The sequence below is a fragment of the Streptomyces sp. NEAU-YJ-81 genome (assembly GCF_017592595.1).
GTDB classification, from domain to species: Bacteria; Actinomycetota; Actinomycetes; order Streptomycetales; family Streptomycetaceae; genus Streptomyces; species Streptomyces hygroscopicus_B.
Genome location: NZ_JAGFNO010000001.1, coordinates 1,240,470 through 1,263,410 on the forward strand (window position 1 = coordinate 1,240,470; position 22,941 = coordinate 1,263,410).

General features: G+C 71.0%; 20 protein-coding genes. 6 read left to right on the forward strand and 14 right to left on the reverse strand.

All coding sequences use genetic code 11. The features are described 5' to 3' along the window. Positions 1-64: 64 nt before the first annotated feature. Positions 65-739, reverse strand: coding sequence for a two-component system response regulator AfsQ1 (gene afsQ1, locus J5X86_RS05390; protein ID WP_174887374.1), 675 nt, complete (start codon positions 737-739; stop codon positions 65-67). A 197-nt stretch (positions 740-936) separates the two neighbouring features. Between afsQ1 and J5X86_RS05395 the strand changes: the two genes are divergently transcribed. Continuing rightward, positions 937-1,719 (forward strand): SigE family RNA polymerase sigma factor, encoded by a 783-nt coding sequence (locus J5X86_RS05395; RefSeq protein ID WP_208515590.1) that lies wholly within the window; start codon positions 937-939, stop codon positions 1,717-1,719. A gap of 165 nt (positions 1,720-1,884) precedes the next feature. Here J5X86_RS05395 and J5X86_RS05400 read toward each other — a convergent pair whose 3' ends face one another. The 8 genes from J5X86_RS05400 to deoC form a co-directional block, all read right to left on the reverse strand. Next, positions 1,885-2,526, reverse strand: a complete 642-nt coding sequence (locus tag J5X86_RS05400) for a uridine kinase (RefSeq protein WP_208515591.1) — start codon at positions 2,524-2,526, stop codon at positions 1,885-1,887. A 42-nt stretch (positions 2,527-2,568) separates the two neighbouring features. Further along, entirely contained in the window at positions 2,569-4,179 is a 1,611-nt protein-coding gene (locus J5X86_RS05405; RefSeq protein WP_374229222.1) for an IS200/IS605 family accessory protein TnpB-related protein, read from the reverse strand. A 202-nt stretch (positions 4,180-4,381) separates the two neighbouring features. After that, positions 4,382-5,734 (reverse strand): MFS transporter, encoded by a 1,353-nt coding sequence (locus J5X86_RS05410; RefSeq protein WP_208515593.1) that lies wholly within the window; start codon positions 5,732-5,734, stop codon positions 4,382-4,384. A gap of 88 nt (positions 5,735-5,822) precedes the next feature. After that, a complete protein-coding gene (locus tag J5X86_RS05415) occupies positions 5,823-6,743 on the reverse strand; it encodes an amidohydrolase family protein (protein ID WP_208515594.1) in 921 nt (306 codons plus the stop codon). A gap of 124 nt (positions 6,744-6,867) precedes the next feature. Next, the gene (locus J5X86_RS05420) at positions 6,868-7,893 is read right to left on the reverse strand and encodes an amidohydrolase family protein (RefSeq protein ID WP_208515595.1); all 1,026 of its coding nucleotides are present in this window, start codon (positions 7,891-7,893) and stop codon (positions 6,868-6,870) included. 143 nt (positions 7,894-8,036) lie between these two features. Continuing rightward, the gene (locus J5X86_RS05425; protein WP_208515596.1) at positions 8,037-8,900 is read right to left on the reverse strand and encodes an aldehyde dehydrogenase; all 864 of its coding nucleotides are present in this window, start codon (positions 8,898-8,900) and stop codon (positions 8,037-8,039) included. Further along, entirely contained in the window at positions 8,893-10,326 is a 1,434-nt protein-coding gene (locus J5X86_RS05430) for an aldehyde dehydrogenase family protein (RefSeq protein WP_208515597.1), read from the reverse strand. Before J5X86_RS05430 ends, J5X86_RS05425 begins: the two co-directional genes overlap by 8 nt. Before the next feature lie 6 nt (positions 10,327-10,332). Continuing rightward, positions 10,333-11,328: a deoxyribose-phosphate aldolase gene (gene deoC, locus J5X86_RS05435; RefSeq protein WP_208515685.1), complete on the reverse strand. Its 996-nt coding sequence runs from the start codon at positions 11,326-11,328 to the stop codon at positions 10,333-10,335. Positions 11,329-11,453: 125 nt separating this feature from the next. Between deoC and J5X86_RS05440 the strand changes: the two genes are divergently transcribed. Next, on the forward strand, positions 11,454-12,125 hold the full coding sequence (locus J5X86_RS05440) for a PH domain-containing protein (RefSeq protein WP_243979265.1): 672 nt from the start codon (positions 11,454-11,456) through the stop codon (positions 12,123-12,125). 124 nt (positions 12,126-12,249) lie between these two features. Next, the gene (locus J5X86_RS05445) at positions 12,250-12,558 is read left to right on the forward strand and encodes a hypothetical protein (RefSeq protein WP_208515598.1); all 309 of its coding nucleotides are present in this window, start codon (positions 12,250-12,252) and stop codon (positions 12,556-12,558) included. 34 nt (positions 12,559-12,592) lie between these two features. On the opposite strand, the gene J5X86_RS05450 is transcribed toward J5X86_RS05445, so the two are convergent. From J5X86_RS05450 to J5X86_RS05460, 3 genes are all read right to left on the reverse strand, one after another. After that, the gene (locus tag J5X86_RS05450; protein ID WP_208515599.1) at positions 12,593-14,299 is read right to left on the reverse strand and encodes a phospho-sugar mutase; all 1,707 of its coding nucleotides are present in this window, start codon (positions 14,297-14,299) and stop codon (positions 12,593-12,595) included. A 1,140-nt stretch (positions 14,300-15,439) separates the two neighbouring features. Continuing rightward, positions 15,440-16,264: a purine-nucleoside phosphorylase gene (locus tag J5X86_RS05455; RefSeq protein ID WP_043237321.1), complete on the reverse strand. Its 825-nt coding sequence runs from the start codon at positions 16,262-16,264 to the stop codon at positions 15,440-15,442. A gap of 319 nt (positions 16,265-16,583) precedes the next feature. Further along, positions 16,584-17,021 carry a gamma-glutamylcyclotransferase gene (locus J5X86_RS05460; protein ID WP_014061302.1) on the reverse strand — a complete coding sequence of 146 codons (438 nt, stop codon included), beginning with the start codon at positions 17,019-17,021 and terminating at the stop codon, positions 16,584-16,586. 111 nt (positions 17,022-17,132) lie between these two features. Between J5X86_RS05460 and J5X86_RS05465 the strand changes: the two genes are divergently transcribed. Both J5X86_RS05465 and J5X86_RS05470 read left to right on the forward strand, forming a co-directional pair. Next, complete coding sequence (locus J5X86_RS05465) at positions 17,133-18,581, forward strand: NAD(P)H-quinone dehydrogenase (protein ID WP_208515600.1); 1,449 nt, start codon at positions 17,133-17,135, stop codon at positions 18,579-18,581. A gap of 137 nt (positions 18,582-18,718) precedes the next feature. After that, positions 18,719-19,699: a DeoR/GlpR family DNA-binding transcription regulator gene (locus tag J5X86_RS05470; RefSeq protein WP_243979266.1), complete on the forward strand. Its 981-nt coding sequence runs from the start codon at positions 18,719-18,721 to the stop codon at positions 19,697-19,699. A 20-nt stretch (positions 19,700-19,719) separates the two neighbouring features. Here J5X86_RS05470 and J5X86_RS05475 read toward each other — a convergent pair whose 3' ends face one another. Further along, a complete protein-coding gene (locus tag J5X86_RS05475) occupies positions 19,720-20,313 on the reverse strand; it encodes a TetR/AcrR family transcriptional regulator (RefSeq protein WP_208515602.1) in 594 nt (197 codons plus the stop codon). 147 nt (positions 20,314-20,460) lie between these two features. Between J5X86_RS05475 and J5X86_RS05480 the strand changes: the two genes are divergently transcribed. Next, positions 20,461-21,639: an esterase family protein gene (locus J5X86_RS05480; RefSeq protein ID WP_208515603.1), complete on the forward strand. Its 1,179-nt coding sequence runs from the start codon at positions 20,461-20,463 to the stop codon at positions 21,637-21,639. A gap of 133 nt (positions 21,640-21,772) precedes the next feature. On the opposite strand, the gene J5X86_RS05485 is transcribed toward J5X86_RS05480, so the two are convergent. Beyond that, positions 21,773-22,941: biotin/lipoyl-containing protein (locus J5X86_RS05485; RefSeq protein ID WP_208515604.1), on the reverse strand; the 1,169-nt coding region annotated here is incomplete at its 5' end.

A 22,941-nucleotide genomic window follows, 5' to 3' on the forward strand; every position in this document is an offset into this window, starting at 1 on the left:
CCGTGCGGCGAAGGTGCGGGCATCGTGGTTGGCTGCGGGCCGGTGGCCGCACGTGCGTCGCTCACTATGGCGCGTCCAGCCGGTATCCGACCCCGCGCACCGTACGGATCAGCGTCGGCGACGACGGGACGTCCTCCACCTTCGCGCGCAGCCGCTGTACGCATGCGTCGACCAGCCGCGAGTCGCCGAGGTAATCGTGCTCCCAGACCAGCCGCAGTAGCTGCTGACGGGACAGCGCCTGCCCCGGCCGGCGGCTGAGCTCCAGCAGAAGCCGCAGCTCGGTGGGGGTGAGCTGCAGGTCCTCGCCGTTCTTGGTGACCGTCATGGCCGCGCGGTCGATCAGCAGACTGCCGAAGGCCGCGGAATCATTGGCCTCCCGCTCGCCACGCCGCAGCACCGCGCGGATCCGGGCGTCCAGCACCCGGCCCTGGACGGGTTTGACCACATAGTCGTCGGCGCCGGACTCCAGGCCGACAACGACGTCGATGTCATCGCTGCGCGCGGTCAGCAGGATGATCGGCAATTGGTCGGTACGGCGGATCCGGCGGCACACCTCGAAGCCGTCGATCCCGGGCAGCATCACATCGAGCACGATCAGATCCGGCCGCTGCTCGCGCAGCAGTTTCAGGCCGTCCTCGCCCGTCGCCGCGGTCGCCACACGGTGGCCCTGGCGGGACAGAGAGAGTTCGAGGGCCGTGCGGATGGCGTCGTCGTCCTCGATCAGCAACAGGAAAGGCACGTTGGTCATTCTGGCCTACAAGGGGCCTGTAGTTCGACCGTCAGGGGTTTATCGGCTCGATCGCCTGTGACGAGCCTGTGACAGTCGACAGACAGCCCCATGAAACTGACCCGGCAAAGTCTTCTGTGCACCGGGCGGAACGCCACCGGCCGGGGCAGCCAGCAGACCGATCAGGCTCCACCGACGGGGGGCGCGAAATGAGCACACTGCACTTCACGAACACCAGCGCAGTTCGCACGCGCCTCCACGACACCGGCCGGGGCAACGAGAAGTCCGGTGCCGTGAGCGGGCGGGGGTGCGCTCGCGGCGCCGGGCGTCAGCGGCCTCCTTACATGGTGGCCATTGACGCGATCACGGGGGAGAAGGAGGCCGGTCACGGCCTCGGGGGGGACAACGGGGGACCGGGGGGACACGGGGGAAGCTCGTACAGGGAGGCAGAGGGGGAGCGGCGCACCACGTCGGAGGCGGAGTTCACCGCCTATGTCCAGGAGCGCCGCGCCTCCCTGTACGCAACCGCCTACCACCTGACCGGTGACCGCTTCGAGGCCGAGGACCTGCTGCAGAGCGCGCTGTTCTCGACCTACCGGGCCTGGGACCGGATCAGCGACAAGGCGGCGGTCGGCGGCTATCTGCGCCGCACCATGACCAATCTGCACATCAGCGCCTGGCGTCGGCGCAAGCTCAACGAGTACCCGACGGAGGAGCTGCCGGAGACGGTGGGCGATCACGACGCGATGCGCGGCACCGAGTTGCGCGCCGTGCTGTGGCAGGCCCTGGCCCGGCTCCCCGAGCTGCAGCGCACGATGCTGGTGCTGCGCTACTACGAGGGCCGGACGGATCCGGAAATCGCGGACATCCTGAAGATCAGCGTCGGAACGGTCAAAAGCAGCATCTGGCGCTCACTGCGCCGGCTGCGCGAGGACGAGACCCTCAGCTTCGGCCGTGACGAGGAGGAGTCCTTCGGCGAACTGGTCGCCTGACGGCGGCTGGACGACCGAAGGCGGGGGGAAAGCGGGGGAAACCGGGGGAACACGGGGGAAACGGGAGGGGAACAAGAAATCGGGGGAGCACGGGGGAAACAGGCGCGAGGCCGGACATCCGAGGGGGATTGTCCGGCCTCACGCCTTTTCCCGCGCCGTTGCTCGCTACACGGACGCCTTCTCGCCGGAGGCGGGGACCCGCCCTCCCGCCGTCGCGGCCGCTATCCGGCCCATCGCCGTGCCCTTGCCGCACGCGTACGCGCCCAGCGCCGTCTGCCGGGCCACGATCCCGCGCTCCGCGCGCATCAGCCGCCAGCCGCGCCGCAGCAGATACCCCGCGGGCTTACGGCCCTCCCGCAGATCGCGCAGCAGTCTGCGCCGGAAGGTGGTGGAAGGACGGCCGCGCAGACAGAGCGCGTCCGCGAGCACCCCGAGATCGGCACACCGCCCGATGATGTCGGCGGCGAAGATCCCCTCGGCGATGAACAGCGGCGCCCGCCCGATGGCCAGCGCCTCCTCGCCGACGCGGGAACTGGTGGCGATGTCGTACAGCGGCACGGTCGTCCGTGACGTACGGCACAGCGTCTCGATCGCCGCGACCGCCGCGTCCGCGTCCCAGGAGCGTGGCGAGTCCCAGTCGGCGCCCCCGTCGTCGGCGAGTTGCGGGAGCGTCGGGTCGCCGCCCTCCTTGTAGAAGTCGTCGAGGTTGAGCACGGGCAGCCCGGTGCGGGCCGCGAGGGAGGACTTTCCCGAGCCCGAGGGGCCGGTGAGCAGGACGACACGGGCGGAAGGCGGTTGGCTGGTCACGGAACACCAGTGTGACGCATCCTTTCGCTGACGTGAACGTTTCTAGGGACTGAGCGGGAGTGAGTCCTGGTGCCAGGACTTGTGCTCAGCCGTGTGCCCCGAACGTTTATGGGCACACTGGTCCCCCGCTTTCGCTCCGCGTCCTGCGCAGACGGATCGTGTCCGTGGTCCGGGAATGCGGGGGCGGGTTTCCTCACGCCCGGGGATACCCGATGCGGCCTGGACGGTCCGATGCCCCACCACATCGCTCCGGTGCGGTGGGGGCGGTTGCGTCCGTCGCCGGATCGGGCGTCCCAGGGCGCGCCGTCCGATTGCCACGGCGGCAGCGTCGTGGCGCGTGATCTTGCGGGTCTTCGTGGTCAGGGGCCGCTGCCAGTGCTGGGCGCCCCAGCGGGAGGTGTAGGCGGGATCGACGGCCACGACGCCGATGCCGAGCTCGGCGGCCATGGACATCAGCCTGCTGCGCAGCCTACTCACGGGCATGCCGGAGATCAGCCGGCGGAACCGCTTGCGCCGCCCGTGCTTCTCCCGGGTCTTCCCCGTCGTGAAGTCCAGGTCCTCGATCGCGATGGCCAGCCGATGGCGTTTGGCCCAGTGCAGGAGGCGGATGAGGGCATGGCGCACCTGCGCGTCCCGGTGCGGTGCGCTGCCGGTGAGGTGGTAGTCGAACCTGCGGGGCTCGCCGACGGGGTTGCCGTGGGTGTCCAGGCGCCAGGCGGCCAGGTGGTCGGCCTTGGTGTCCACACCGATCAGTCCGCCGGACCGTAGCGCTTCCAACGGCACCGTCCTCACGAGCGGGATCTGCCAGGAGGCGGTCAGGTACCAGCGGTCACGTTTCACGTCGAAGTGGATGCGGTACGCCACGGCACGGTTCGCCTGGACGCGGTCGGCCCACTGCTGGCCCCGGTGCCGGAAGCCGACCCGGCAGGCCAGCACGTACCGGCCGTGGGGCGCGTTCGCCAGCCCGGCCAGCGGCGCAGGAAGCCTGATGCTCACCTCACCATCCGGACTGACACGGATCGTCTCGTTCCCGTACCGCTTCCCCGATTCGCCGTCGGCCTGGAGGAACCAGCGCTCGCCCTCCCACCGCTCCCGCCACTCGGCTTCGGTCAGCCGGGTGGCTTGGAGGTCGTGCCGGTTGCGCAGCAGCTTTCTTCCGCCGCGCACCACTCGCACGCGTCCGGCTTCACTGTCGGCCCGCTCCCGCTGAAGCCGGTCTTGGAGCAGGTGCAGGCGCCGGGATTTGGCGAACCACTCCGGCCGGGAGCGGTAACCACCTGGCAAGTCCTTGGAACCCTTCGCCCCGACTGGTGGCGCCAGTCTGCGAGCGATCATGTCGATGCCCGCCTGGAGGTGCTGGATGTAGGCGAGTTGACCGCGTCGGGCCAGCGCCCACTGGTCGTGCGTGGCCTTGGTGATGCTGCCCGCCCAGCGCGAGGAGGACTGGCCGGTCAAAGACCGCTTGCGCCGCGCCCACTGGTCCGAATCGTGATCCAGCCCGGCCGCGCAGCGGGCTTTCAGGTCCCGGGAGGCCAGGGAGCCCAGCCAGCCACTGACCAGGCGCAGGACCCTCTGGTCCTGCCCGGTCAGGCACTTGAGGCTGTCGCGGATGGCCACCCCGGTCGGACCGGGCGCCACGAACGACGCCGCCACCTCGCGCAGCCTGTCCACCCCCTACGCGGCTCGAAGATCCCGTCACGGCATCTAACGAGCGCCTCCCGCAGGGGTCACGCATTCGATGCCAGAACTCTGGTTCCCTTTCAAGGCTCGTCGCATGTCGTCGACACCCAGCCGTGCACACCAGAACGCGCGGAAGCGCGGTCAAGCGGAAACAGTTCCAACCCCGGCCCCACCGTCAGACGACCGCGCGCGGCCGTTCCGCCGCCGCCGTACGGGCCGGGCGGGTGCGGGGGCCGAAGACCGCCAGGATGAGGGCGCCCAGGAGCCAGGTGCCGGCGATGAAGTAGAAGACGCTCTGATAGCCGGTGCGGTGGTAGAGGGCCGCGATGATCAGCGGTCCGGCGGCGTTGGAGAGACGGCCGAGCCCGTAGGAGACGCCCGTGCCCAGTGAGCGGCCGCGGGTGTCGAACAGCTCGGGGGAGTAGGCGTACCCCAGGGCCGTGTAGCCGCGCTCGAAGAGGTTCACCAGGAAGCCGAAGACCACGATCAGGATCGGGTTGAAGGTCAGCCCGTACAGCAGACCGCACAGCGCGATCACCGTGCCGAAGGCCACCAGACACCATTTGCGCTCGAACCGGTCGGTGACCAGGGACGCCAGGAACGAGCCGAGCGGAGCGCCCACGGTGGTGAGCGCCACATAGAAGACCGACTTCTCGACGCTGAAGCCCTCCTTGGCCAGCAGGGTGGGCGCCCAGCTCGAGTAGCCGAAGAAGCCGATGGTCTGGGTCACCCACAGGACCGTGAGCAGCAGGGTCGGCCCGAGGTACCGCTTTTGCAGGAGGAGGCGGGGCGACGCCTTGGCGGGCCGGGTCTCGTCGATCGGCGGCGCGGGCTCGGGGAGCGGGCCCTTCTCGGCGGCGACCCGGGTCTCGATCTCGGTGAGGATCACCTCCGCCGCGTCGTACTCGCCCCTGCTCTCGTGCCAGCGGGGGGACTCCGTCAGGTGCCGGGCGAAGAGGATGAAGAGGAGGCCGAGGGCGCCCCACAGGTAGACCAGCCGCCATGACCAGTCGCTGAGCGGTACGACGAGGCTGGCGATGAGGTTGGTGGCCGGGGTGCCGCAGATGCCGATGACGATCGCGTACGCCTGGTATTTGCCGCGTACGGCGGCCGGATACATCTCGTTGACGTAGATGACCGCCACGACGGTCATCGCGGACAGCCCCGCCGAGGTCAGCACCCGGAAGACGCCCAGCGAGACGACGTCCCAGGAGAAGACCGAGACCAGGGAGAAGACCCCGAACCACAGCGTGGTGTGGAGCAGCGCCTTCTTGCGGCCCCAGCGGTCGGCGAGGGTGCTCGCGACCACGGAGCCGATGAACATGCCGACGAACGACAGCGAGGTGACGTAGGCGATCTGGTCGACCGTGATGCCCCAGAGGTCGATGAGCTGGGGAGCGGTGGTGGCGAAGGTGTTGATGTCCGCGAACTCGAAGAAGTAGGCGAAGGAGACGGCCAGCAAGGTGATCTTGTGAAACCGGGCGATGGGGAGTCTGTTCAGCCGGTTCACCGCATTGGAATGCTGCATGGGCGGCCCTTGTCGAAGAGGCGGGGAGGAGGGCGGGGAGGATGAGGCGGGGAGGGGACGGGGTCGGGTTTCGGCGGGCGGACCGGGGTCAGGCGCCTTCGCCGGGCCAGTAGAGCCTCATGGGGTTGTCGACCAGCAGCTTCCGCCGCTGCTCGGCGGTGACCGCCACCTGGGGCACGTAATCGACCAGCAGTCCGTCGTCGGGCATATGGCCGGTGAGGTTGGGATGCGGCCAGTCCGTGCCCCACAGCACCCGATCGGGGAACTCCTCGATCACGCGGCGGGCGAAGGGCACGACATCGGTGTACGGGTGCCGCTCCGGGGTCAGGGCCGGGGGCCCGGTGACGCTGAGGCGCTCGGGGCAGGTCACCTTCACCCACACCTCGTCGCGTTCGGCGAACCGCAGGAAGCGGCTGAAGCCCGGTCCCGCGGCCGGTTCGGTCACATCCGGGCGTCCCATGTGGTCCACGACGAGGGGGGTGGGCAGGGAGCTGAAGAAACGTTCCAGCTCGGGCAGGTCGGCGCTTTCGAAGTAGAGGACGACATGCCAGCCGAGCGGGGCGATCCGCTTCGCGATGGCGGCCAGATCGTGCTGGGGCGCGGCGTCGGCCAGACGCCGCAGAAAGGTGAAGCGCACCCCGCGCACCCCCGCCGCGTCCAGCCGGCGCAGCTCGGCGTCGGTGACATCCGGTCGTACGGTCGCGATGCCGCGCGCCCGGCCGCCGGACGCCTGGACGGCGTCGACCATGGCGCTGTTGTCCGCGCCGTGACAGGTCGCCTGGACGATCACATTGCGGCCGACCCCGAGGTGGTCGCGGAGGGCGAAGAGGTCGTCCTTGCCGCCGTCGCACGGCGTGTACTTGCGCTCGGGCGCGAAAGGGAACGCGGCTTGCGGGCCGAAGACATGGCAGTGGGTGTCGACGGTGCCCGGCGGCAGGGCGAAGGCGGGCCGGGACGGGTCGGGGTGCCAGTCCAGCCAGCCCGGGGTCTTGGGGGAGAGCGTGCTCATGAGGGCTCCTCTGGGCGAGTGAGCGGCCCTGCGGTCGTCCTCGTGGGCCGTGCGGTCGTCATCGCGGACCGGAGGTCGTCATCAGGGGACCTGTGATCGCGATCGGCGGACCAGGCGGTAGCCATCAGCGACCCTGCTTTGTCAGCAGGGCGTCCAGGCGAGGGTAGACGGTACGGGCGTTATATTCGTAGATGCCGGTCAGATCGGCCCCGGAGAGCCCGGCGGCCTCGGTGTAGCGGCGGGTGTCGTCGAAGTGCCGGCCCGTGCGGGGGTCGACATCGCGGACGGCGCCGATCATCTCCGAGGCGAAGAGGATGTTCCGGGCCGGGATGACGTCGAGGAGCAGGTCGATGCCGGGCTGGTGGTAGACGCAGGTGTCGAAGAAGACATTGCCCAGGACGTGCTCCTCCAGGGGCGGCTTGCCGAGGGCCATCGCCAGACCGCGGAACCGGCCCCAGTGATACGGAACGGCGCCGCCGCCATGCGGGATGATCAGCCGCAGGGTGGGGAAGTCGGCGAACAGATCGCCCTGCACGAGCTGCATGAACACCGTCGTATCGGCGTTGAGGTAGTGCGCCCCGGTGGTGTGGAAGGCGGGGTTGACGCTGGTGCTCACATGCACCATCGCCGGGATGTCGTACTCCACCAGCTTTTCGTAGACCGGGTACCAGGAGCGGTCGGTCAGCGGCGGGGCCGTCCAGTGGCCGCCCGAGGGATCGGGGTTGAGGTTGACCGCCACGGCCCCGTACTCCTCCACGCAGCGGACGAGTTCGGGCACGCAGGTGGCCGGATCGACGCCCGGCGACTGCGGAAGCATGGCGGCGGGGGCGAAGCGCTCCGGGTAGAGCGCGCTGACGCGGAAGCAGAGCTCGTTGCAGAGGGCCGCCCACTCGGCGGAGGTGCGGAGATCGCCGATGTGGTGGGCCATGAAGGACGCCCGGGGCGAGAAGACCGTCAGGTCGATGCCGCGTTCGTCCATCAGCCGGAGCTGGTTCGGCTCGATGCTGTGGCGCAGTTCGTCGTCGCCGACGTGCAGATCGGCGCGGGAGGGGGCGACGGCGGGGTCGGTGAGTCCGTTGATCTGCTGGGTGCGCCATGCCTCCAGCGCCGGGGGCGCGGTGGTGTAGTGGCCATGGCAGTCGATGATCATTGGCTGTTCCTTCTTGGCGTGCGGTTCCTCGCAACCTAACTGTCGATGAAATTGTTGACAATATGTGCGACGAAAAAGACCCCCGCGATGTCCGGGGTACGGACGCCGCGGGGGCGGAGCTGCGGTGGTGCGAAATCGCGGGGCTAGGCGCCCATCGGATGCCACACGGTCTTGGTCTCCAGGAAGGCGAGGAGCCTGCCGGTGCCGGGATCGGCCGCCCAATCCACAGGCTGTGGACGAAGGACCCGCTTCAGGTTCTCCGCACTGGCCTTCTCCAGCTCGACCGCGAGCTCCGCGTCCGCGCCGGCGAGGTCGATCGCGTTGACGTCCTGGTGCGCGGCGAGCGGGGCGGCGATCTCGGCGGTACGGCCGGAGAGGATGTTGACCACGCCGCCCGGGAGGTCGGAGGTGGCCAGCACCTCGGCCAGGGAGAGGGCGGGCAGCGGGGACTTCTCGCTCGCCACCACCACGGCCGTGTTGCCGGTCACGATCGCGGGAGCGATCACGGAGACCAGGCCGAGGAAGGACGAGTCCTGCGGCGCGAGGAGGGTGACCACGCCGGTCGGCTCGGGGGAGGAGAGGTTGAAGTACGGCCCGGCGACGGGGTTGGCGGACCCGGCGATCTGGGCAGTCTTGTCCGACCAGCCCGCGTACCAGACCCAGCGGTCGATCGCGGCGTCGACCTGGGCGGTGGCCTTGGCCTTGCTCAGCCCCTCACCGTCGGCGACCTCCGCGACGAACTGGTCGCGGCGGCCCTCCAGCATCTCGGCGACGCGGTAGAGGATCTGGCCCCGATTGTACGCGGTGGCCCCGGACCAGCCGCCGAACGCCTTGCGCGCGGCGACGACCGCGTCCCGGGCGTCCTTGCGGGAGGCCAGGGGGGCGTTGGCCAGCCACTGGCCCTTCGCTGTGGTCACCTCGTACACCCGCCCGCTCTCGGACCGGGGGAACTTGCCCCCGACGAACAGCTTGTAGGTCTTGAGCACGGAGAGTCGGTTGTCAGACATCGAGGTATGCCTCCAGGCCGTGACGGCCGCCTTCGCGGCCGTATCCCGACTCCTTGTAGCCGCCGAACGGAGAGGCCGGGTCGAACTTGTTGAACGTGTTGGACCACACGACGCCCGCCCGGAGCTTGTTCGCCATCCACAGGATGCGCGAACCCTTCTCCGTCCAGATGCCCGCCGACAGCCCGTACGGCGTGTTGTTCGCCTTGGCCACGGCCTCTTCGGGGGTGCGGAAGGTCAGCACCGACAGCACCGGGCCGAAGATCTCCTCGCGGGCGATCCGGTGGGCCTGGGTCACGCCGGTGAAGAGGGTGGGCGCGAACCAGTAGCCGGAGCTGGGCAGTTCGCACTCCGGGGCCCAGCGCTCGGCGCCCTCGGCCTCGCCCGCGTCGGCCAGCGCGCGGATCCGGGCCAGTTGCTCGGCGGAGTTGATGGCGCCGATGTCGGTGTTCTTGTCCAGCGGATCGCCCACGCGCAGGGTGCCCATCCGGCGCTTGAGCGCGTCGAGCAGCTCGTCCTGGACGGACTCCTGGACCAGGAGGCGGGAGCCCGCGCAGCAGACATGGCCCTGGTTGAAGAAGATGCCGCCGATGATGCCCTCGACCGCCTGGTCGATGGGGGCGTCGTCGAAGACGATGTTCGCGGCCTTACCGCCGAGTTCGAGGGTGACCTTCTTCTTCGTACCGGCCACCGTACGGGCGATGGCCTTGCCGACCTCGGTGGAGCCGGTGAAGGCCACCTTGTCGATCCCGGGGTGGGCGACCAGCTCGGCGCCGGTCGAGCCGTCGCCGGTGATGATGTTCACCACGCCCTTGGGGAGCCCGGCCTGACGGCAGATGTCCGCGAAGAACAGGGCGCTCAGGGGCGTCGTCTCGGCGGGCTTGAGCACGACCGTATTGCCGGTGGCGAGGGCCGGGGCGATCTTCCAGGCCAGCATCAGGAGCGGGAAGTTCCAGGGGATGATCTGGCCGGCGACGCCCAGAGGCTTCGGGTCCTGCCCATAGCCCGCGTACGCGAGCTTGTCGGCCCAGCCCGCGTAGTAGAAGAAGTGGGCCGCGACCAGGGGCAGATCGGCGTCGCGCGACTCGCGGATCGGCTTGCCGTTGTCCAACGACTCCAGGACGGCCAGTTCGCGAGAGCGCTCCTGGATGATGCGCGCGATGCGGAAGAGGTACTTGGCGCGCTCCGAGCCGGGGAGCGCGGACCAGGTCGTGAACGCCTTACGGGCGGCCTTGACCGCGCGGTCCACGTCCTCGGTGCTGGCCTGGGCGACCTCGGAGAGGACCTCCTCGGAGGAGGGGGAGAGGGTCTTGAAGACCTTGCCGTCGCCCGCCTCGCCGAACTCCCCGTCGATGAACAGGCCGTAGGACGGGGCGATGTCGACGACCGCGCGGGACTCCGGCGCCGGTGCGTACTCGAAAACGGGCATGGCGTATCAGTCCACCGTCACGTAGTCGGGACCGGAGTACCGGCCGGTGCTCAGCTTCTGGCGCTGCATCAGCAGGTCGTTGAGGAGGCTGGAGGCGCCGAAGCGGAACCAATCCGGGGAGAGCCACTCGCCGCCCAGCGTCTCGTTGACCATCACCAGGTACTTGATCGCGTCCTTGGAGGTGCGGATGCCGCCCGCGGGCTTCACGCCCACCTGCACGCCGACCGCGGCGCGGAAGTCGCGGACCGCCTCCAGCAGGACGAGGGTGACGGGCGGGGTCGCGTTGACGGCCACCTTGCCGGTGGAGGTCTTGATGAAGTCCGCGCCCGCGAGCATCGCCAGCCAGGAGGCGCGGCGGACGTTGTCGTACGTCTGCAGCTCACCGGTCTCGAAGATGACCTTGAGGTGGGCGGCGGTGCCGTCCTCGCGGACGCAGGCGTCCTTCACCTGCCGGATCTCCTCGAAGACGTCGAGGTAGCGGCCGGAGAGGAAGGCGCCGCGGTCGATCACCATGTCGATCTCGTCCGCCCCGGCGGCCACCGCGTCCCGGGTGTCGGCCAGCTTGACCGGCAGCGCGGCCCGGCCGGAGGGGAAGGCGGTGGCGACGGCCGCCACGTGGATGCCGCTGCCCTTCAGGGCCTCCTTGGCGGTGGCCACCATGTCGCCGTAGACGCAGATCGCCGCGACCTGCGGGGCGGTGCGGTCGGTGGGATCGGGGTTGATCCCCTTGGCACACAGGGACCGGACCTTGCCCGGGGTGTCGGCACCCTCCAGGGTCGTCAGGTCGATCATCGAGATCGCCAGGTCGATGGCGTACGCCTTCGCCGTGGTCTTGATCGAGCGGGTGCCGAGGGTCGCGGCACGGGCCTGCAGGCCGACCGCGTCGACGCCCGGCAGGCCGTGCAGGAAGCGGCGCAGGGCGCGGTCGTCGGCGGTCACGTCCGCCATCGACGCGAGTCGCTCCGCGGCCTCTTTGCCGTATGCGGGAACTGTGGTGGGCATGGTCACCAGACGAGCATATCTACGCGCGTAGTCGGATGTCACCCCCGCCCCCGGATTCCCTGGGGGCCGGGGCGAGCGATCCCTGGGCGTCCCCCGTCCCGGGAGTGTGGTGCACAATCGGGCGCATGACGAGCCCGGACGACGACTCCGCCCCCGCCGCATCCTCCTCGGTGCCTTCCTCGGTGCCCGAGACCTTCTCGGACCGCGTCTACCGCTCCCCGAGCGGCATCGGAGGCGGGGTGCTGCTGCTCGCGCTCAGCGGCTGGCTGGGCATCGACGCGATGATCCGGGGCGAGGGACGGACGCCGTGGCTGGCGCTGGCCGGGCTGCTGTTCGCGGTGCCGGTGGTGATCGCCTTCACGGTGCGCCCGGCGGTGTACGCGGGGCAGGACCGGCTGCTCGTCCGCAACCCGTTCCGTACGGTCACACTGCCCTGGGCCTCGGTCGAGGGGCTGCGCGCCGGGTACACCAGCGAGGTGCTGGCGGGCGGGGCGAGGTACCAGCTCTGGGCGATCCCGGTCTCGCTGCGGCAGCGCAAGCGGGCCGCGAGGCAGCAGGCGAGGGCGGCCTCCGAGGACCCCTTCAGCCGTACGTCGGCCCATGTGTCGGCGAACAAGGCCGGGGAGGACCGGCGGGCCCCCTCCGACGCGGCGATCGGCGACCTGCGCGAAATGGCCGAACTCAACGCCCAACGCGATGGCGCCCAGGGGGCGCCCGAGGTCCGGTGGGCCTTCGAGGTCATCGCGCCGACGCTGGCGGGTGCGGTGCTGCTGGTCATCATGCTGGCGATCGGCTGAGCGCCGCGCGGCCCGGAACGCGTCCGGAACGCGTCCGGGGCGCGGACGGGGCGCGGACGGGGCGGCCACCACGCTGCGCATCGGCTCCTGGCCGGCGCGGGTCGTCCGCGGCGGCCAGGACGCCGTGGACGCCTGTCGCGACGCCGTCCAGTGGGCCGGGCCCACCCTCGGCCACGGCACGGAGAACGGCGCCGCGATGCGTACGGCCGTCGTCGTCGGCCATGACCACAGCGGCTTCCAGCAGTTCGCCACCCCGCCCATCGGCACGGTCGGCACCGTGACCGGCCCGCGCGGCTCCTTCCGCTACCGCGTCTACGCCCACCACCTGAACCCGGGGCGCGGCGCCCCCGCCCACGGCCTCTACTGGGGCGACCTCACCCTTCAGTTCTGCGTCGGACCCGACACCGGGTTCAGCTACCTCAGCCGAATCTGACACGGCTCCGGCACCGTCACCGACATCGAACCGATCAGATTCCCGCTGCCGCCGAAAGATCCTTCTTGAGCGCGGCCAGCACGCTGTCCGCCGTGGCGCGGGCCGGGACCAGGGCGACCGCCCCTTGCACGTCGACGACCACCTCCAGGTAGCACTTCAGCTTCGGCTCGGTGCCGCTGGGCCGGACGATCACACGGGCGGATCGGACGGTCTCCTTCCCGGCGAGCTGGTAGCGCAGGCCGTCCGTCGGGGGCAGCGTCTCCGTACCCCGTGACAGATCCTCCGCCGAGGTCACGGCGAGCCCCGCGAGCTCGGTGGGCGGCTGTTCGCGCAGCCGCTTCATCGCGGTGCCGATCAGGGAGAGGTCCGTGACGCGGACGGATAGCTGGTCGGTGGCGTGCAGGCCGTGGGCGACCGCGATGTCGTCCAGCAGGTCGGTGACGGTGCGGCCCTGCTCCTTCAGCTCGGACGTCAGCTCGGCGACCATCAGTGCGGCCGTGATGCCGTCCTTGTCGCGTACGCCCGCCGGGTCCACGCAGTAGCCGAGCGCCTCCTCGTACGCGTAGTGCAGCCCGTCCACCCGGGCCAGCCACTTGAAACCGGTCAGCGTCTCCGCGTACGGGAGCCCGGCGCCCTCCGCGATCCGGGAGAGCAGCGACGAGGAGACGATCGTGGTCGCGAAGGAGCCACGGGTGCGCTTGTGGACGAGGTGGGTGGCGAGCAGGGCGCCGACCTCGTCCCCGCGCAGCATCCGCCAGTCGGCGGCGTCCGTGGGGGCCGTGGGATTCGTGATCGTGGGCACGGCGACGGCGCAGCGGTCGGCGTCCGGGTCGTTGGCGATGATGATGTCCGGCGCGACCTTGCGGGCCGTCGCGAAGGCAAGGTCCATCGCCCCCGGCTCCTCCGGGTTGGGGAACGCGACCGTGGGGAACGCCGGGTCGGGCTCGGCCTGCTCGGGGACGACCGCGGGCGCCGGGAAACCGGCCCGCGCGAAGGCCGCGATGAGCGTCTCGCTGCCGACGCCGTGCAGCGGGGTGTAGACGACGCGGGCGTTGCGGGGCGAACCCGGGGTGAGCACGGCGTCCGTACGGGCGAGATACGCGTCGAGGACGTCGTCGTTCAGCGTCTCCCAACCGCTGTCGGGGCGGGGCACGTCGTCCAGACCGCGGATGGCGGCGATCTCGGCGGCGATCTCGGCGTCGGCGGGCGGCACGATCTGGGAGCCGTCGCCGAGGTAGACCTTGTAGCCGTTGTCGCGGGGCGGGTTGTGGCTCGCGGTCACCTCGATACCGGCGACGGCGCCGAGGTGACGGATGGCGAAGGCGAGGACGGGCGTGGGGAGGGGCCGCGGAAGCACGGCCGCGCGGAAGCCTGCGCCGATCATGACGGCGGCGGTGTCGCGCGCGAAGTCGGCGCTTTTGTAGCGCGCGTCGTAACCAATGACGACGAGCCCTTGCTCATGCTGCTTGCGCAGATACGCGGCGAGCCCGGCGGCGGCGCGGATGACGACGGCGCGGTTCATCCGCATGGGACCGGCGCCGAGCTCACCCCGGAGCCCGGCGGTACCGAACTGCAGCATGCCGGAGAACCGATCGGCGATCTCGTCGAACGCGTCCTCCGCGTCCGCCGCGCCGTCCGTGTTGGCCTGGAGCAACTTGCTGAGCTCGTCGCGAGTCTCGGGATCGGGATCCTCGGCGAGCCATGCGCGAGCCTGTGCGATGAGATCGGGCTCCGTGGCCATGGGGGCCTCCTGGGGGGTGGTCGTTGGGTGCGGGGTGCGCGGTGCTGTTGCTCGGGGGCGGAGCGGGGTGCGTGGTGGGTGCGGGTCCGGTTTGCGGGTGCGGTGCGTGGGTGGTGTGGCGGGGTGCGTGGTGGGTGCGGGTCCGGCTTGCGGGTGCGGTGCGTGGGTGGTGTGGCGGGGTGCGTGGTGGGTGCGGGTGCGGTGCGTGGGTGGTGCGCCGGGGTGCGTGGTGGGTGCCGGGGACGGGCCCTCCGGGGCGGCGCCCTGGACCGTATATTTACGGCGCCATTGGCCGGAGGCGTTGGGTGGGCCGGAGATTGGCGCCACAAATACACGTAAGCGTCCAGGACACCACCCCTGCGGCCCCGCCCCCTCCCGTCTCGTCGGCGTCCATGCCTCGGTGGCACGGGCCCCGGCCCGGTTCCGGATCGCCCGGGTGTCGGGTGCGGCCCGTCTCCTTCTCGCATGTCGGTGTCCGTGCCCTGGTGGCTCGGGTGCCCGGAGGCGCTGGGCCCCGCCTCCCAGCATCTTGTCGGCATCCGCCCCGAGCGACACGGGCCCGCTTCGGGTGAGCCCCTCCAGCCTCGGGGGCGGGGGGACTGCCATCGGGCGATCCGGGGCCAAGACCCGAGCCACCGGGGCGCGGTGCTGACGAGGCACCCGTCCCTCCCGGGCGGTCCGGAAGGGACGGAGTTCGTGCCACCGCGACGCGGTCGGTGGGGCGGGGCCGTACCCATCCCCACCCAGCGCCCGCCACCAGGCGACGTGGAACCGGGTCAGGGTTGGAGGCCACCGGCGGGTAGCCGCGGGACGGCGGGAGGGGGTGGGGTCGCAGGGGTGGTGTCCTGGACGCTTTCGCATATTTGTGGCGCCAATCTCCGGCCCACTCCACGCTCCCGGGCACCGGCGCCGTAAATATGCGGTCCAGGGCGCCGCACCGGAGGCCCCGCCCCCGGCACCCACCACGCACCCCACCGCGCCCCCGCCCCGGCAGAGGGTGCGATGCGACGCTCTGTTCAGTTGGCTGAGGGGTGAGTACCCGCGCAGCACGCCGTGACGCCGCCACCGCCCGCGCCACCGCCGCCGCCCGCGCCAGCGCCAGCGCCCGCGCGTCGGAACAGGGTCACCCGACCGGCGAGGTCAGATGCGGTCGAGGACCTGCGACAGCAGGCTGCCCATGCGGGAGGCGGAGTCGCGGCCGGCCTGGAGGACCTCCTCGTGGTTGAGGGGTTCGCCGGTCATACCGGCCGCGAGGTTGGTGACCAGGGAGATGCCCAGGACCTCCGCGCCCGCCTCGCGCGCCGCGATGGCCTCCAGGGTGGTGGACATGCCCACGAGGTCGGCGCCCAGGGTGCGGACCATGGTGATCTCCGCCGGGGTCTCGTAGTGCGGCCCGGGGAACTGGGCGTAGACGCCCTCCTCCAGGGTCGGGTCCACCTGCTGGCACAGGGCGCGCAGCCGCGGGGAGTAGAGGTCGGTGAGGTCGACGAAGTTCGCGCCCACGATCGGGGAGGTGGCCGTGAGGTTGATGTGGTCGCTGATCAGTACCGGCTGGCCGGGGCGCATGCCCTCGCGGAGGCCGCCGCAGCCGTTGGTGAGGATGATGGTCTTGCAGCCGGCGGCGACGGCGGTGCGTACGCCGTGTGCGACGGCGGCGACACCGCGACCCTCGTAGTAGTGCGTACGGCCGAGGAAGACCAGCGCCCGCTTGTCGTTGATCCGGTACGAGCGGATCCGGCCCGCATGCCCCTCGACGGCAGGCGGCGGGAAGCCGGGCAGCTCGGTGACGGGGAACTCGTGCTCGGGCGCCCCGAGGGCGTCGGTGGCGGGGACCCAGCCGGAGCCCAGGACCAGCGCGACGTCGTGGGTCTCCGCGCCGGTCAGCTCGCGCAGGCGGGTGGCGGCGTCGTCGGCGGCGGCGTGGGGGTCGCCCTGGATGTCGTCCCAAGAAACTGATGCGTTCACGCGCACGAGGGTAGCCGGTAACTGCCTACGCGCGTAGACGGAGTCCGCCGAGGTATTCGGATCGTTGCATAACCTCCCGGGGGCCTGCGTGTCCGGTCAGCCCGGAGGGCCGTGGGCCCGGGGCGGGGAGCCCTGAGGGCGGTCGATCCGGGAGTCCAGGGGCCCCGGAGGGCGGAGGTCCGGGGGGACCGCGTGTCCCGGGGTCGGGGGCAGGGTCCGGTCGGTCTGGCCGGGCCCCGGATTCCCGGGTCGTCGGGGCACACGGGTCGCCGAGGCACACGGCGCGCCCGGAGACACAGACACACCGGAAACACCGGACTCAGCAGGGGCGCTTCCGCAGCTCCATCACATAGTCGTGCGGCGCGCCCGCGGATTCCGCCGCGTCGGCGATTTCGCCCAGGTAGCGGGCCGAGGGCAGGCCGCCCTCGTAGCCGTTGAGGACGTAGAGCCAGGCGGGTTCGTCGCCGTCCAGGGTGTGGACGCGGATCCGCATCCGGCGGTAGATGTCGAGGCCGACGCCTTCCCAGCGGTCCATGGAGTCCTCGTCCATGGGCGCGATGTCGTACAGGGCGACGAAGACCTGGGAGCGCGGTGCCTCCACGATGGTGGCGAGGGCGCCTTCCCAGCCCATCTGCTCTCCGCCGAAGGTGAGACGCCAGCCGTTCAGCCAGCCCGTTCCGCGCAGCGGGGAGTGCGGTGCGCGGCGGGACATCAGCCGCGCGTCGAGGTTGCCGGCGTACGCGGCGTAGAGCGACATGGGTCTGAGGGTACGGGAGTGGGGCGGAACGGCCCTCGGGGTGGGAGGTTCGTACGTCAGTCGCCCCCGCGAAACCCCCCGGGCTGAAGCCAGTCGAACCGGTGCGGGACAATGGAGCATGTGACTCGGATCGTGATCATTGGTGGCGGACCCGGCGGCTATGAGGCGGCGCTGGTCGCCGCGCAGCTCGGCTCGGAGGTGACCGTCGTCGATTGCGACGGTCTGGGCGGCGCGTCGGTGCTCACCGACTGCGTGCCGTCGAAGACGTTGATCGCCACCGCTGAGGTGATGACGACCTTCGATTCCTCCTATGAGGAGCTGGGGATCATCGTCGCCGACGACACCCCGCCGATGGAGCAGGCGGCCCGGGTGGTCGGCGTGGATCTCGGCAAGGTCAACCGCCGGGTGAAGCGGCTCGCGCTCGCCCAGTCGCACGACATCACGGCCTCGGTCACCCGGGCCGGTGGCCGGGTCATGCGCGGGTACGGGCGGGTGGAGCCGCAGCAGTCGCTGGACGGTTCGCGGCGGGTGATCGTGCGGGCGGTGGACGGCACCGAGCAGACGCTGGTGGCGGACGCGGTGCTGGTGGCGACCGGTGCCCACCCGAGGGAGATCCCGGACGCGAAGCCGGACGGCGAGCGGATCCTGAACTGGACGCAGGTGTACGACCTGGACGAGCTCCCCAAGGAGCTGATCGTGGTCGGCTCCGGTGTCACGGGTGCGGAGTTCGCGGGTGCGTATCAGGCGCTGGGGTCGAAGGTCACGCTGGTCTCCAGCCGGGACCGGGTGCTGCCGGGCGAGGACCCGGACGCGGCGGCGGTGCTGGAGGACGTGTTCCGGCGCCGGGGGATGAACGTGATGTCCCGCTCGCGCGCGCAGGCCGCCAAGCGGGTCGGGGACCGGGTGGAGGTCACGCTCTCGGACGGGCGGGTCATCTCCGGCACCCACTGTCTGATGGCGGTCGGCTCGATCCCGAACACGGCGGACATGGGCCTGGAGGAGGCCGGGGTCAAGCTCGCGGAGTCGGGGCACATCCTGACCGACAAGGTGTCCCGGACCAGCGCGCCGGGCATCTACGCGGCCGGTGACTGCACCGGGGTGCTGGCGCTGGCGTCGGTGGCGGCGATGCAGGGCCGGATCGCGATGTACCACTTCCTGGGGGACGCGGTGGCGCCGCTGAACCTGAAGACGGTTTCCGCGAACGTCTTCACCGACCCCGAGATCGCCACGGTCGGCTACTCGCAGGCGGACGTGGACGGCGGGAAGATCGACGCCCGGGTGGTGAAGCTGCCGCTACTGCGCAATCCGCGGGCGAAGATGCAGGGCATCCGGGACGGCTTCGTCAAGATCTTCTGCCGTCCGGGCACCGGCATCGTGGTCGGCGGTGTGGTGGTCGCGCCGCGGGCGAGCGAGCTGATCCACCCGATGTCGCTGGCGGTCGACAACAACCTGACGGTGGAGCAGATCGCCAAGGCGTTCACGGTCTACCCCTCGCTGTCCGGTTCGATCGCCGAGGTGGCGCGGCAGTTGCACACCCGGAAGACTCAGGAAGAGTCGTAGATCCGGTCCTTATAGCACTTCGCGCCTTCAGAGATGTCCAACTTCTGCTAATTGGTGCAAGCTGCTGAAAACAGACGGTCGTTGGCGTTACTGTCAGTTTCGTGTTCGCTGCAGAACGTCGCCAATTGATCCTTGAAATGGTGCGTGCGAACGGAGCGGTGTCGCTCCGGGAGCTCGCCCGCGTCGTCCAGACCTCCGAAGTGACCGTACGGCGTGATGTGCGGGCGCTGGAGGCAGAAGGACTGCTCGACCGCCGGCACGGCGGTGCGGTGCTGCCGGGCGGATTCACCAGGGAGTCCGGCTTCCCGCAGAAATCCCATCTAGCGACCGCGGAGAAGACGGCCATCGCCGATCTCGCGGCCGGTCTCGTCGACGAGGGCGAGGCCGTGGTCGTCGGCGCCGGAACCACCACGCAGGAGCTGGCCCGCCGGCTCGCGCGGGTTCCGGGGCTGACCGTGGTCACCAATTCCCTGCTGGTCGCACAGGCGTTGGCGCATGCCAACCGGGTCGAGGTCGTGATGACCGGCGGCACCCTGCGCGGCTCCAACTACGCCCTGGTCGGCAGCGGCGCCGAGCAGTCCCTGCAAGGGCTGCGGGTTTCGCGCGCCTTCCTGTCCGGCAGCGGGCTGACCGCCGAGCGCGGCCTGTCCACCTCCAACATGCTTTCGGCCAGCGTCGACCGGGCGCTGGTCCAGGCGGCGGCGGAGGTGGTCGTGCTCGCCGACCATACGAAGCTGGGCACCGACACCATGTTCCAGACGGTGCCCACCGATGTGATCACGCGGCTGGTGACCGATGAGCCACCCGCCCATGACGACCGTGCCCTGACCGAGCTCCAGGCCCTCGCGGACCAGGGGGTTCAGATCGCCGTGGCCGGGCCGGGCGCGGGGTCCGGCCCGGCCGGGAGCGGTGAGGGCGGCGGTTCGGCCGGGCGGCAGTCGGGGCGGCTGGGCGCGTCCCAGGGCCGTGGCGGTGGCGAGGAGGGCCTGCCGCTGCCGGGGCCGCGCCGTAACCACCCTCATCCGCCGGGCGGCCCCGGCTCCGCGCAGTTGCGCAGCGCGGTGCCGCTGGGGGAGCAGCCGGGGCGGGTGGCGGATCTGGCGCCGCGCCGTCGCTAGCGAGGGGGCGCCGGCCGGTGTCAGCGGGCCTTGAGACCGGTGAAGGCCAGTGCCAGCAGCCGGTCGGCCAACTCCGGGTCGTCCGGCGACTGCTCCACGGCCAGCGCGATCGCGTTGGTGAGCTGCATCAGATCGGCGATGACCACATCGGACCGTACGGCACCACTCTGCTGGGCGCGGGCGAGCAGTTCACTGCCCGCCTCGCGCAGCGGCAGACCGCAGCCGCGGGACAGCGCCGAGGTCTCGTCTCCCGAGCACGCCATCAGGGCCCGGGAGAGCCCGCGGTAGATGCTGGCGTGGTCGACGATGGCGCGCAGCCAGTCGATCAGCGCCTGACACGGCCGCGGCGCCTTGGCCAGCTCCCGCGACCGCTCCAGCAGGGCGCATATCTCGCCCTGGAAGACCGCGCCCATCAGCGCGGTGCGGTTGGGGAAGTGGCGGTAGAGCGTGCCGATGCCGACGCCCGCGCGGCGTGCGATGTCCTCCAGCGAGGCATCGGTACCGTGCCGGGTGAAGGCCGTGCGCGCCTCGGCCAGCAGCCGCTCGTAGTTGCGGCGCGCGTCGGCGCGCATGGGGCGCGGTGGCATCTGCGCCGTGGCTGTCTCGATCGCCATCGCGGTCCTCCCTGCCGTGGCTGCCCGTGAGTCAAGCATGCCATTTCGTGACCGGAGGCACGTCCTGGCCAGGCAACGCGGGTACCGCGAACGGCATCAAACGGGACGACGTCATCGTGCGTTGCGGTGCGCCGAAGTGGAAGAACGATGGGACTGACCAGTCGCTCACTCGAGTATGTGATGATCGCCCTCGCCGTGGGGTGCGCGGGGCTGACGCTCTGGCTGTGGCCGCGCTTCGCGGGCCGGGGTGTACGGGCCTGGCTGGGCCGGCTGGCCGCGCTCGCCGTGACCCAGTGCGCGATCGTGGCCGCGCTGGCCCTCGCGGTGAACACCACCTTCCAGTTCTACGGGTCCTGGGAGGAACTGCTGGGCGAGGACGAGACGGCACCGGCGGCCCTGTCCCATGTGCAGGGCGGCGCCGCGGAGCCGGTCGGGGCGTCGGGCGGGCTGGTGCGGCCCGCCCCGCCGCAGGGGCTGGACACGGTGCACGGACTGCCGAGCGGGCCCCCCGACAAGGCGGGCAAGGTCGAGTCGGTGCGGATCCTGGGCCGCCGCAGCCAGGTGGCCAACCCGGCGTATGTGTATCTGCCGCCGCAGTACTTCCAGCGCCAGTACGCCCGGCAGCGCTTCCCGGTGATCGTGGCTATCAGCGGCTATCCGGGCGGATCCTTCCTGCTGGCCCAGCATCTGCGGCTGCCCCAGACCGCGGGCGGGCTGATCCGCACCGGGGCGATGCAGCCGGCGGTCATCGTGATGGTGCGGCCCACCATCGCCCCGCCCCGCGACACCGAATGCGTGGACGTCCCCAGCGGCCCGCAGGCCGAGACCTACTTCGCCCAGGACCTGCCCGAGGCGCTGCGGGGGCACTACCGGATCGGCCATGACCCCAGCGCCTGGGGCGTGCTGGGCTACTCCTCGGGCGGCACCTGCGCCCTTGAGCTGACTTTGCGTCATCCCCGCGTCTACAGCGCGGCCGCGGCCCTGTCGCCCGACTACCGCGTGGTCAACGACCCCACCACCGGCGACCTCTTCGGCCCGGGCCCGCAGGGCGAGCGCGGCAAGCGTGAGCACGATCTGCTGTGGCGGCTGCGCCATCGGCCCCAGCCGCAGGTGTCGGTGCTGGTGTCCTCCAGCCGCCGGGGCGAGCCCAACTACGCCGCCACGCGCGACTTCCTGGCCGCGGTCCGGCCGCCGATGAGCGCGCAGTCGATCATCCTGGACCGGGGCAGCCACAACTTCCGCACCTGGCGCCGCGAGCTGCCCACGGCCCTGCGCTGGATGAACGGCCAGCTCACCTTCCCCCAGGACGTGGTGCACGGCCGCTGAGCGGGCCGGGCATGACGACGGCGGGCCCCGGCCGGAGGATTCCGGTCGGGGCCCGCCGTCATGTGCGGGGGGCGGGTCAGTCCTTGATCCCCGCCTCAGTCCCTGATCCCTGCGTCAGTCCCTGATCTGCGCGTCAGTCCTTGATCTCGCAGATGACCGCGCCCGAGGTGATGGACGCGCCGACCTCGGCGGTCAGGCCCTTGACGGTGCCCGCGCGGTGGGCGTTGAGGGGCTGTTCCATCTTCATGGCTTCCAGGACGACGATGAGGTCGCCCTCGGCCACGGTGTCGCCCTCGTTGACGGCGACCTTGACGATGGTGCCCTGCATGGGGGAGGCCAGGGCGTCGCCGGAGGCGGCGGAGCCGGACTTCTTGACCGCCTTGCGCTTGGGCTTCTTCGAGCCGCCCGCGGGGGCGGTGGCCACGCCCAGGGAGGCGGGCAGCGAGACCTCCAGGCGCTTGCCGCCGACCTCGACGACGACGGTCTCGCGGCCGGTGGGCTCCTCGTCCTCGTCGGGGCTGACGGGGGCGAAGGGGGTGATGGTGTTGTTGAACTCGGTCTCGATCCAGCGGGTGTGGATCGTGAACGGTTCGCTGGTGAACGCCGGGTCCACCACTACCGCCTGGTGGAACGGGATCGCGGTGGCCATGCCCTCGACCTGGAACTCGGCCAGCGCGCGGGCCGCCCGCTGCAGGGCCTGGGTGCGGGTGGCGCCGGTGACGATCAGCTTGGCCAGCAGCGAGTCCCACGCCGGGCCGATGACGCTGCCGGATTCCACGCCCGCGTCCAGCCGGACACCGGGACCGGCGGGCGGGACGAAGGAGGTCACCGTGCCGGGGGCGGGCAGGAAGTTGCGGCCCGGGTCCTCGCCGTTGATGCGGAACTCAAAGGAGTGGCCCCGCACCTGCGGGTCGTCGTAGCCGATGGCCTCGCCGTCGGCGATGCGGAACATCTCGCGGACCAGGTCGATGCCGGTGACCTCTTCGGTGACCGGGTGCTCCACCTGGAGGCGGGTGTTGACCTCCAGGAACGAGATCGTGCCGTCCATACCGACCAGGAACTCCACCGTCCCCGCCCCCACGTAGCCGGCTTCCTTGAGGATGGCCTTGGAGGCGGCGTAGAGCTGGTCGTTCTGGTCCTGGGTCAGGAAGGGGGCCGGGGCCTCTTCGACCAGTTTCTGGTGGCGGCGCTGGAGGGAGCAGTCACGGGTGGAGACGACCACGACGTTGCCGTGGGTGTCGGCCAGGCACTGGGTCTCCACATGGCGGGGCTTGTCGAGGTAGCGCTCGACGAAGCACTCCC

Coding starts and splice junctions, on each gene's coding strand:
- J5X86_RS05395 (WP_208515590.1), top strand. CDS start 937: ATGAGCACACTGCACTTCACGAACACCAGCGCAGTTCGCACGCGCCTC.
- J5X86_RS05410 (WP_208515593.1), bottom strand. CDS start 5,734: ATGCAGCATTCCAATGCGGTGAACCGGCTGAACAGACTCCCCATCGCC.
- J5X86_RS05415 (WP_208515594.1), bottom strand. CDS start 6,743: ATGAGCACGCTCTCCCCCAAGACCCCGGGCTGGCTGGACTGGCACCCC.
- J5X86_RS05420 (WP_208515595.1), bottom strand. CDS start 7,893: ATGATCATCGACTGCCATGGCCACTACACCACCGCGCCCCCGGCGCTG.
- J5X86_RS05425 (WP_208515596.1), bottom strand. CDS start 8,900: ATGTCTGACAACCGACTCTCCGTGCTCAAGACCTACAAGCTGTTCGTC.
- J5X86_RS05430 (WP_208515597.1), bottom strand. CDS start 10,326: ATGCCCGTTTTCGAGTACGCACCGGCGCCGGAGTCCCGCGCGGTCGTC.
- deoC (WP_208515685.1), bottom strand. CDS start 11,328: ATGCCCACCACAGTTCCCGCATACGGCAAAGAGGCCGCGGAGCGACTC.
- J5X86_RS05440 (WP_243979265.1), top strand. CDS start 11,454: ATGACGAGCCCGGACGACGACTCCGCCCCCGCCGCATCCTCCTCGGTG.
- J5X86_RS05450 (WP_208515599.1), bottom strand. CDS start 14,299: ATGGCCACGGAGCCCGATCTCATCGCACAGGCTCGCGCATGGCTCGCC.
- J5X86_RS05460 (WP_014061302.1), bottom strand. CDS start 17,021: ATGTCGCTCTACGCCGCGTACGCCGGCAACCTCGACGCGCGGCTGATG.
- J5X86_RS05465 (WP_208515600.1), top strand. CDS start 17,133: ATGGAGCATGTGACTCGGATCGTGATCATTGGTGGCGGACCCGGCGGC.
- J5X86_RS05470 (WP_243979266.1), top strand. CDS start 18,719: ATGGTGCGTGCGAACGGAGCGGTGTCGCTCCGGGAGCTCGCCCGCGTC.
- J5X86_RS05475 (WP_208515602.1), bottom strand. CDS start 20,313: ATGGCGATCGAGACAGCCACGGCGCAGATGCCACCGCGCCCCATGCGC.
- J5X86_RS05480 (WP_208515603.1), top strand. CDS start 20,461: ATGGGACTGACCAGTCGCTCACTCGAGTATGTGATGATCGCCCTCGCC.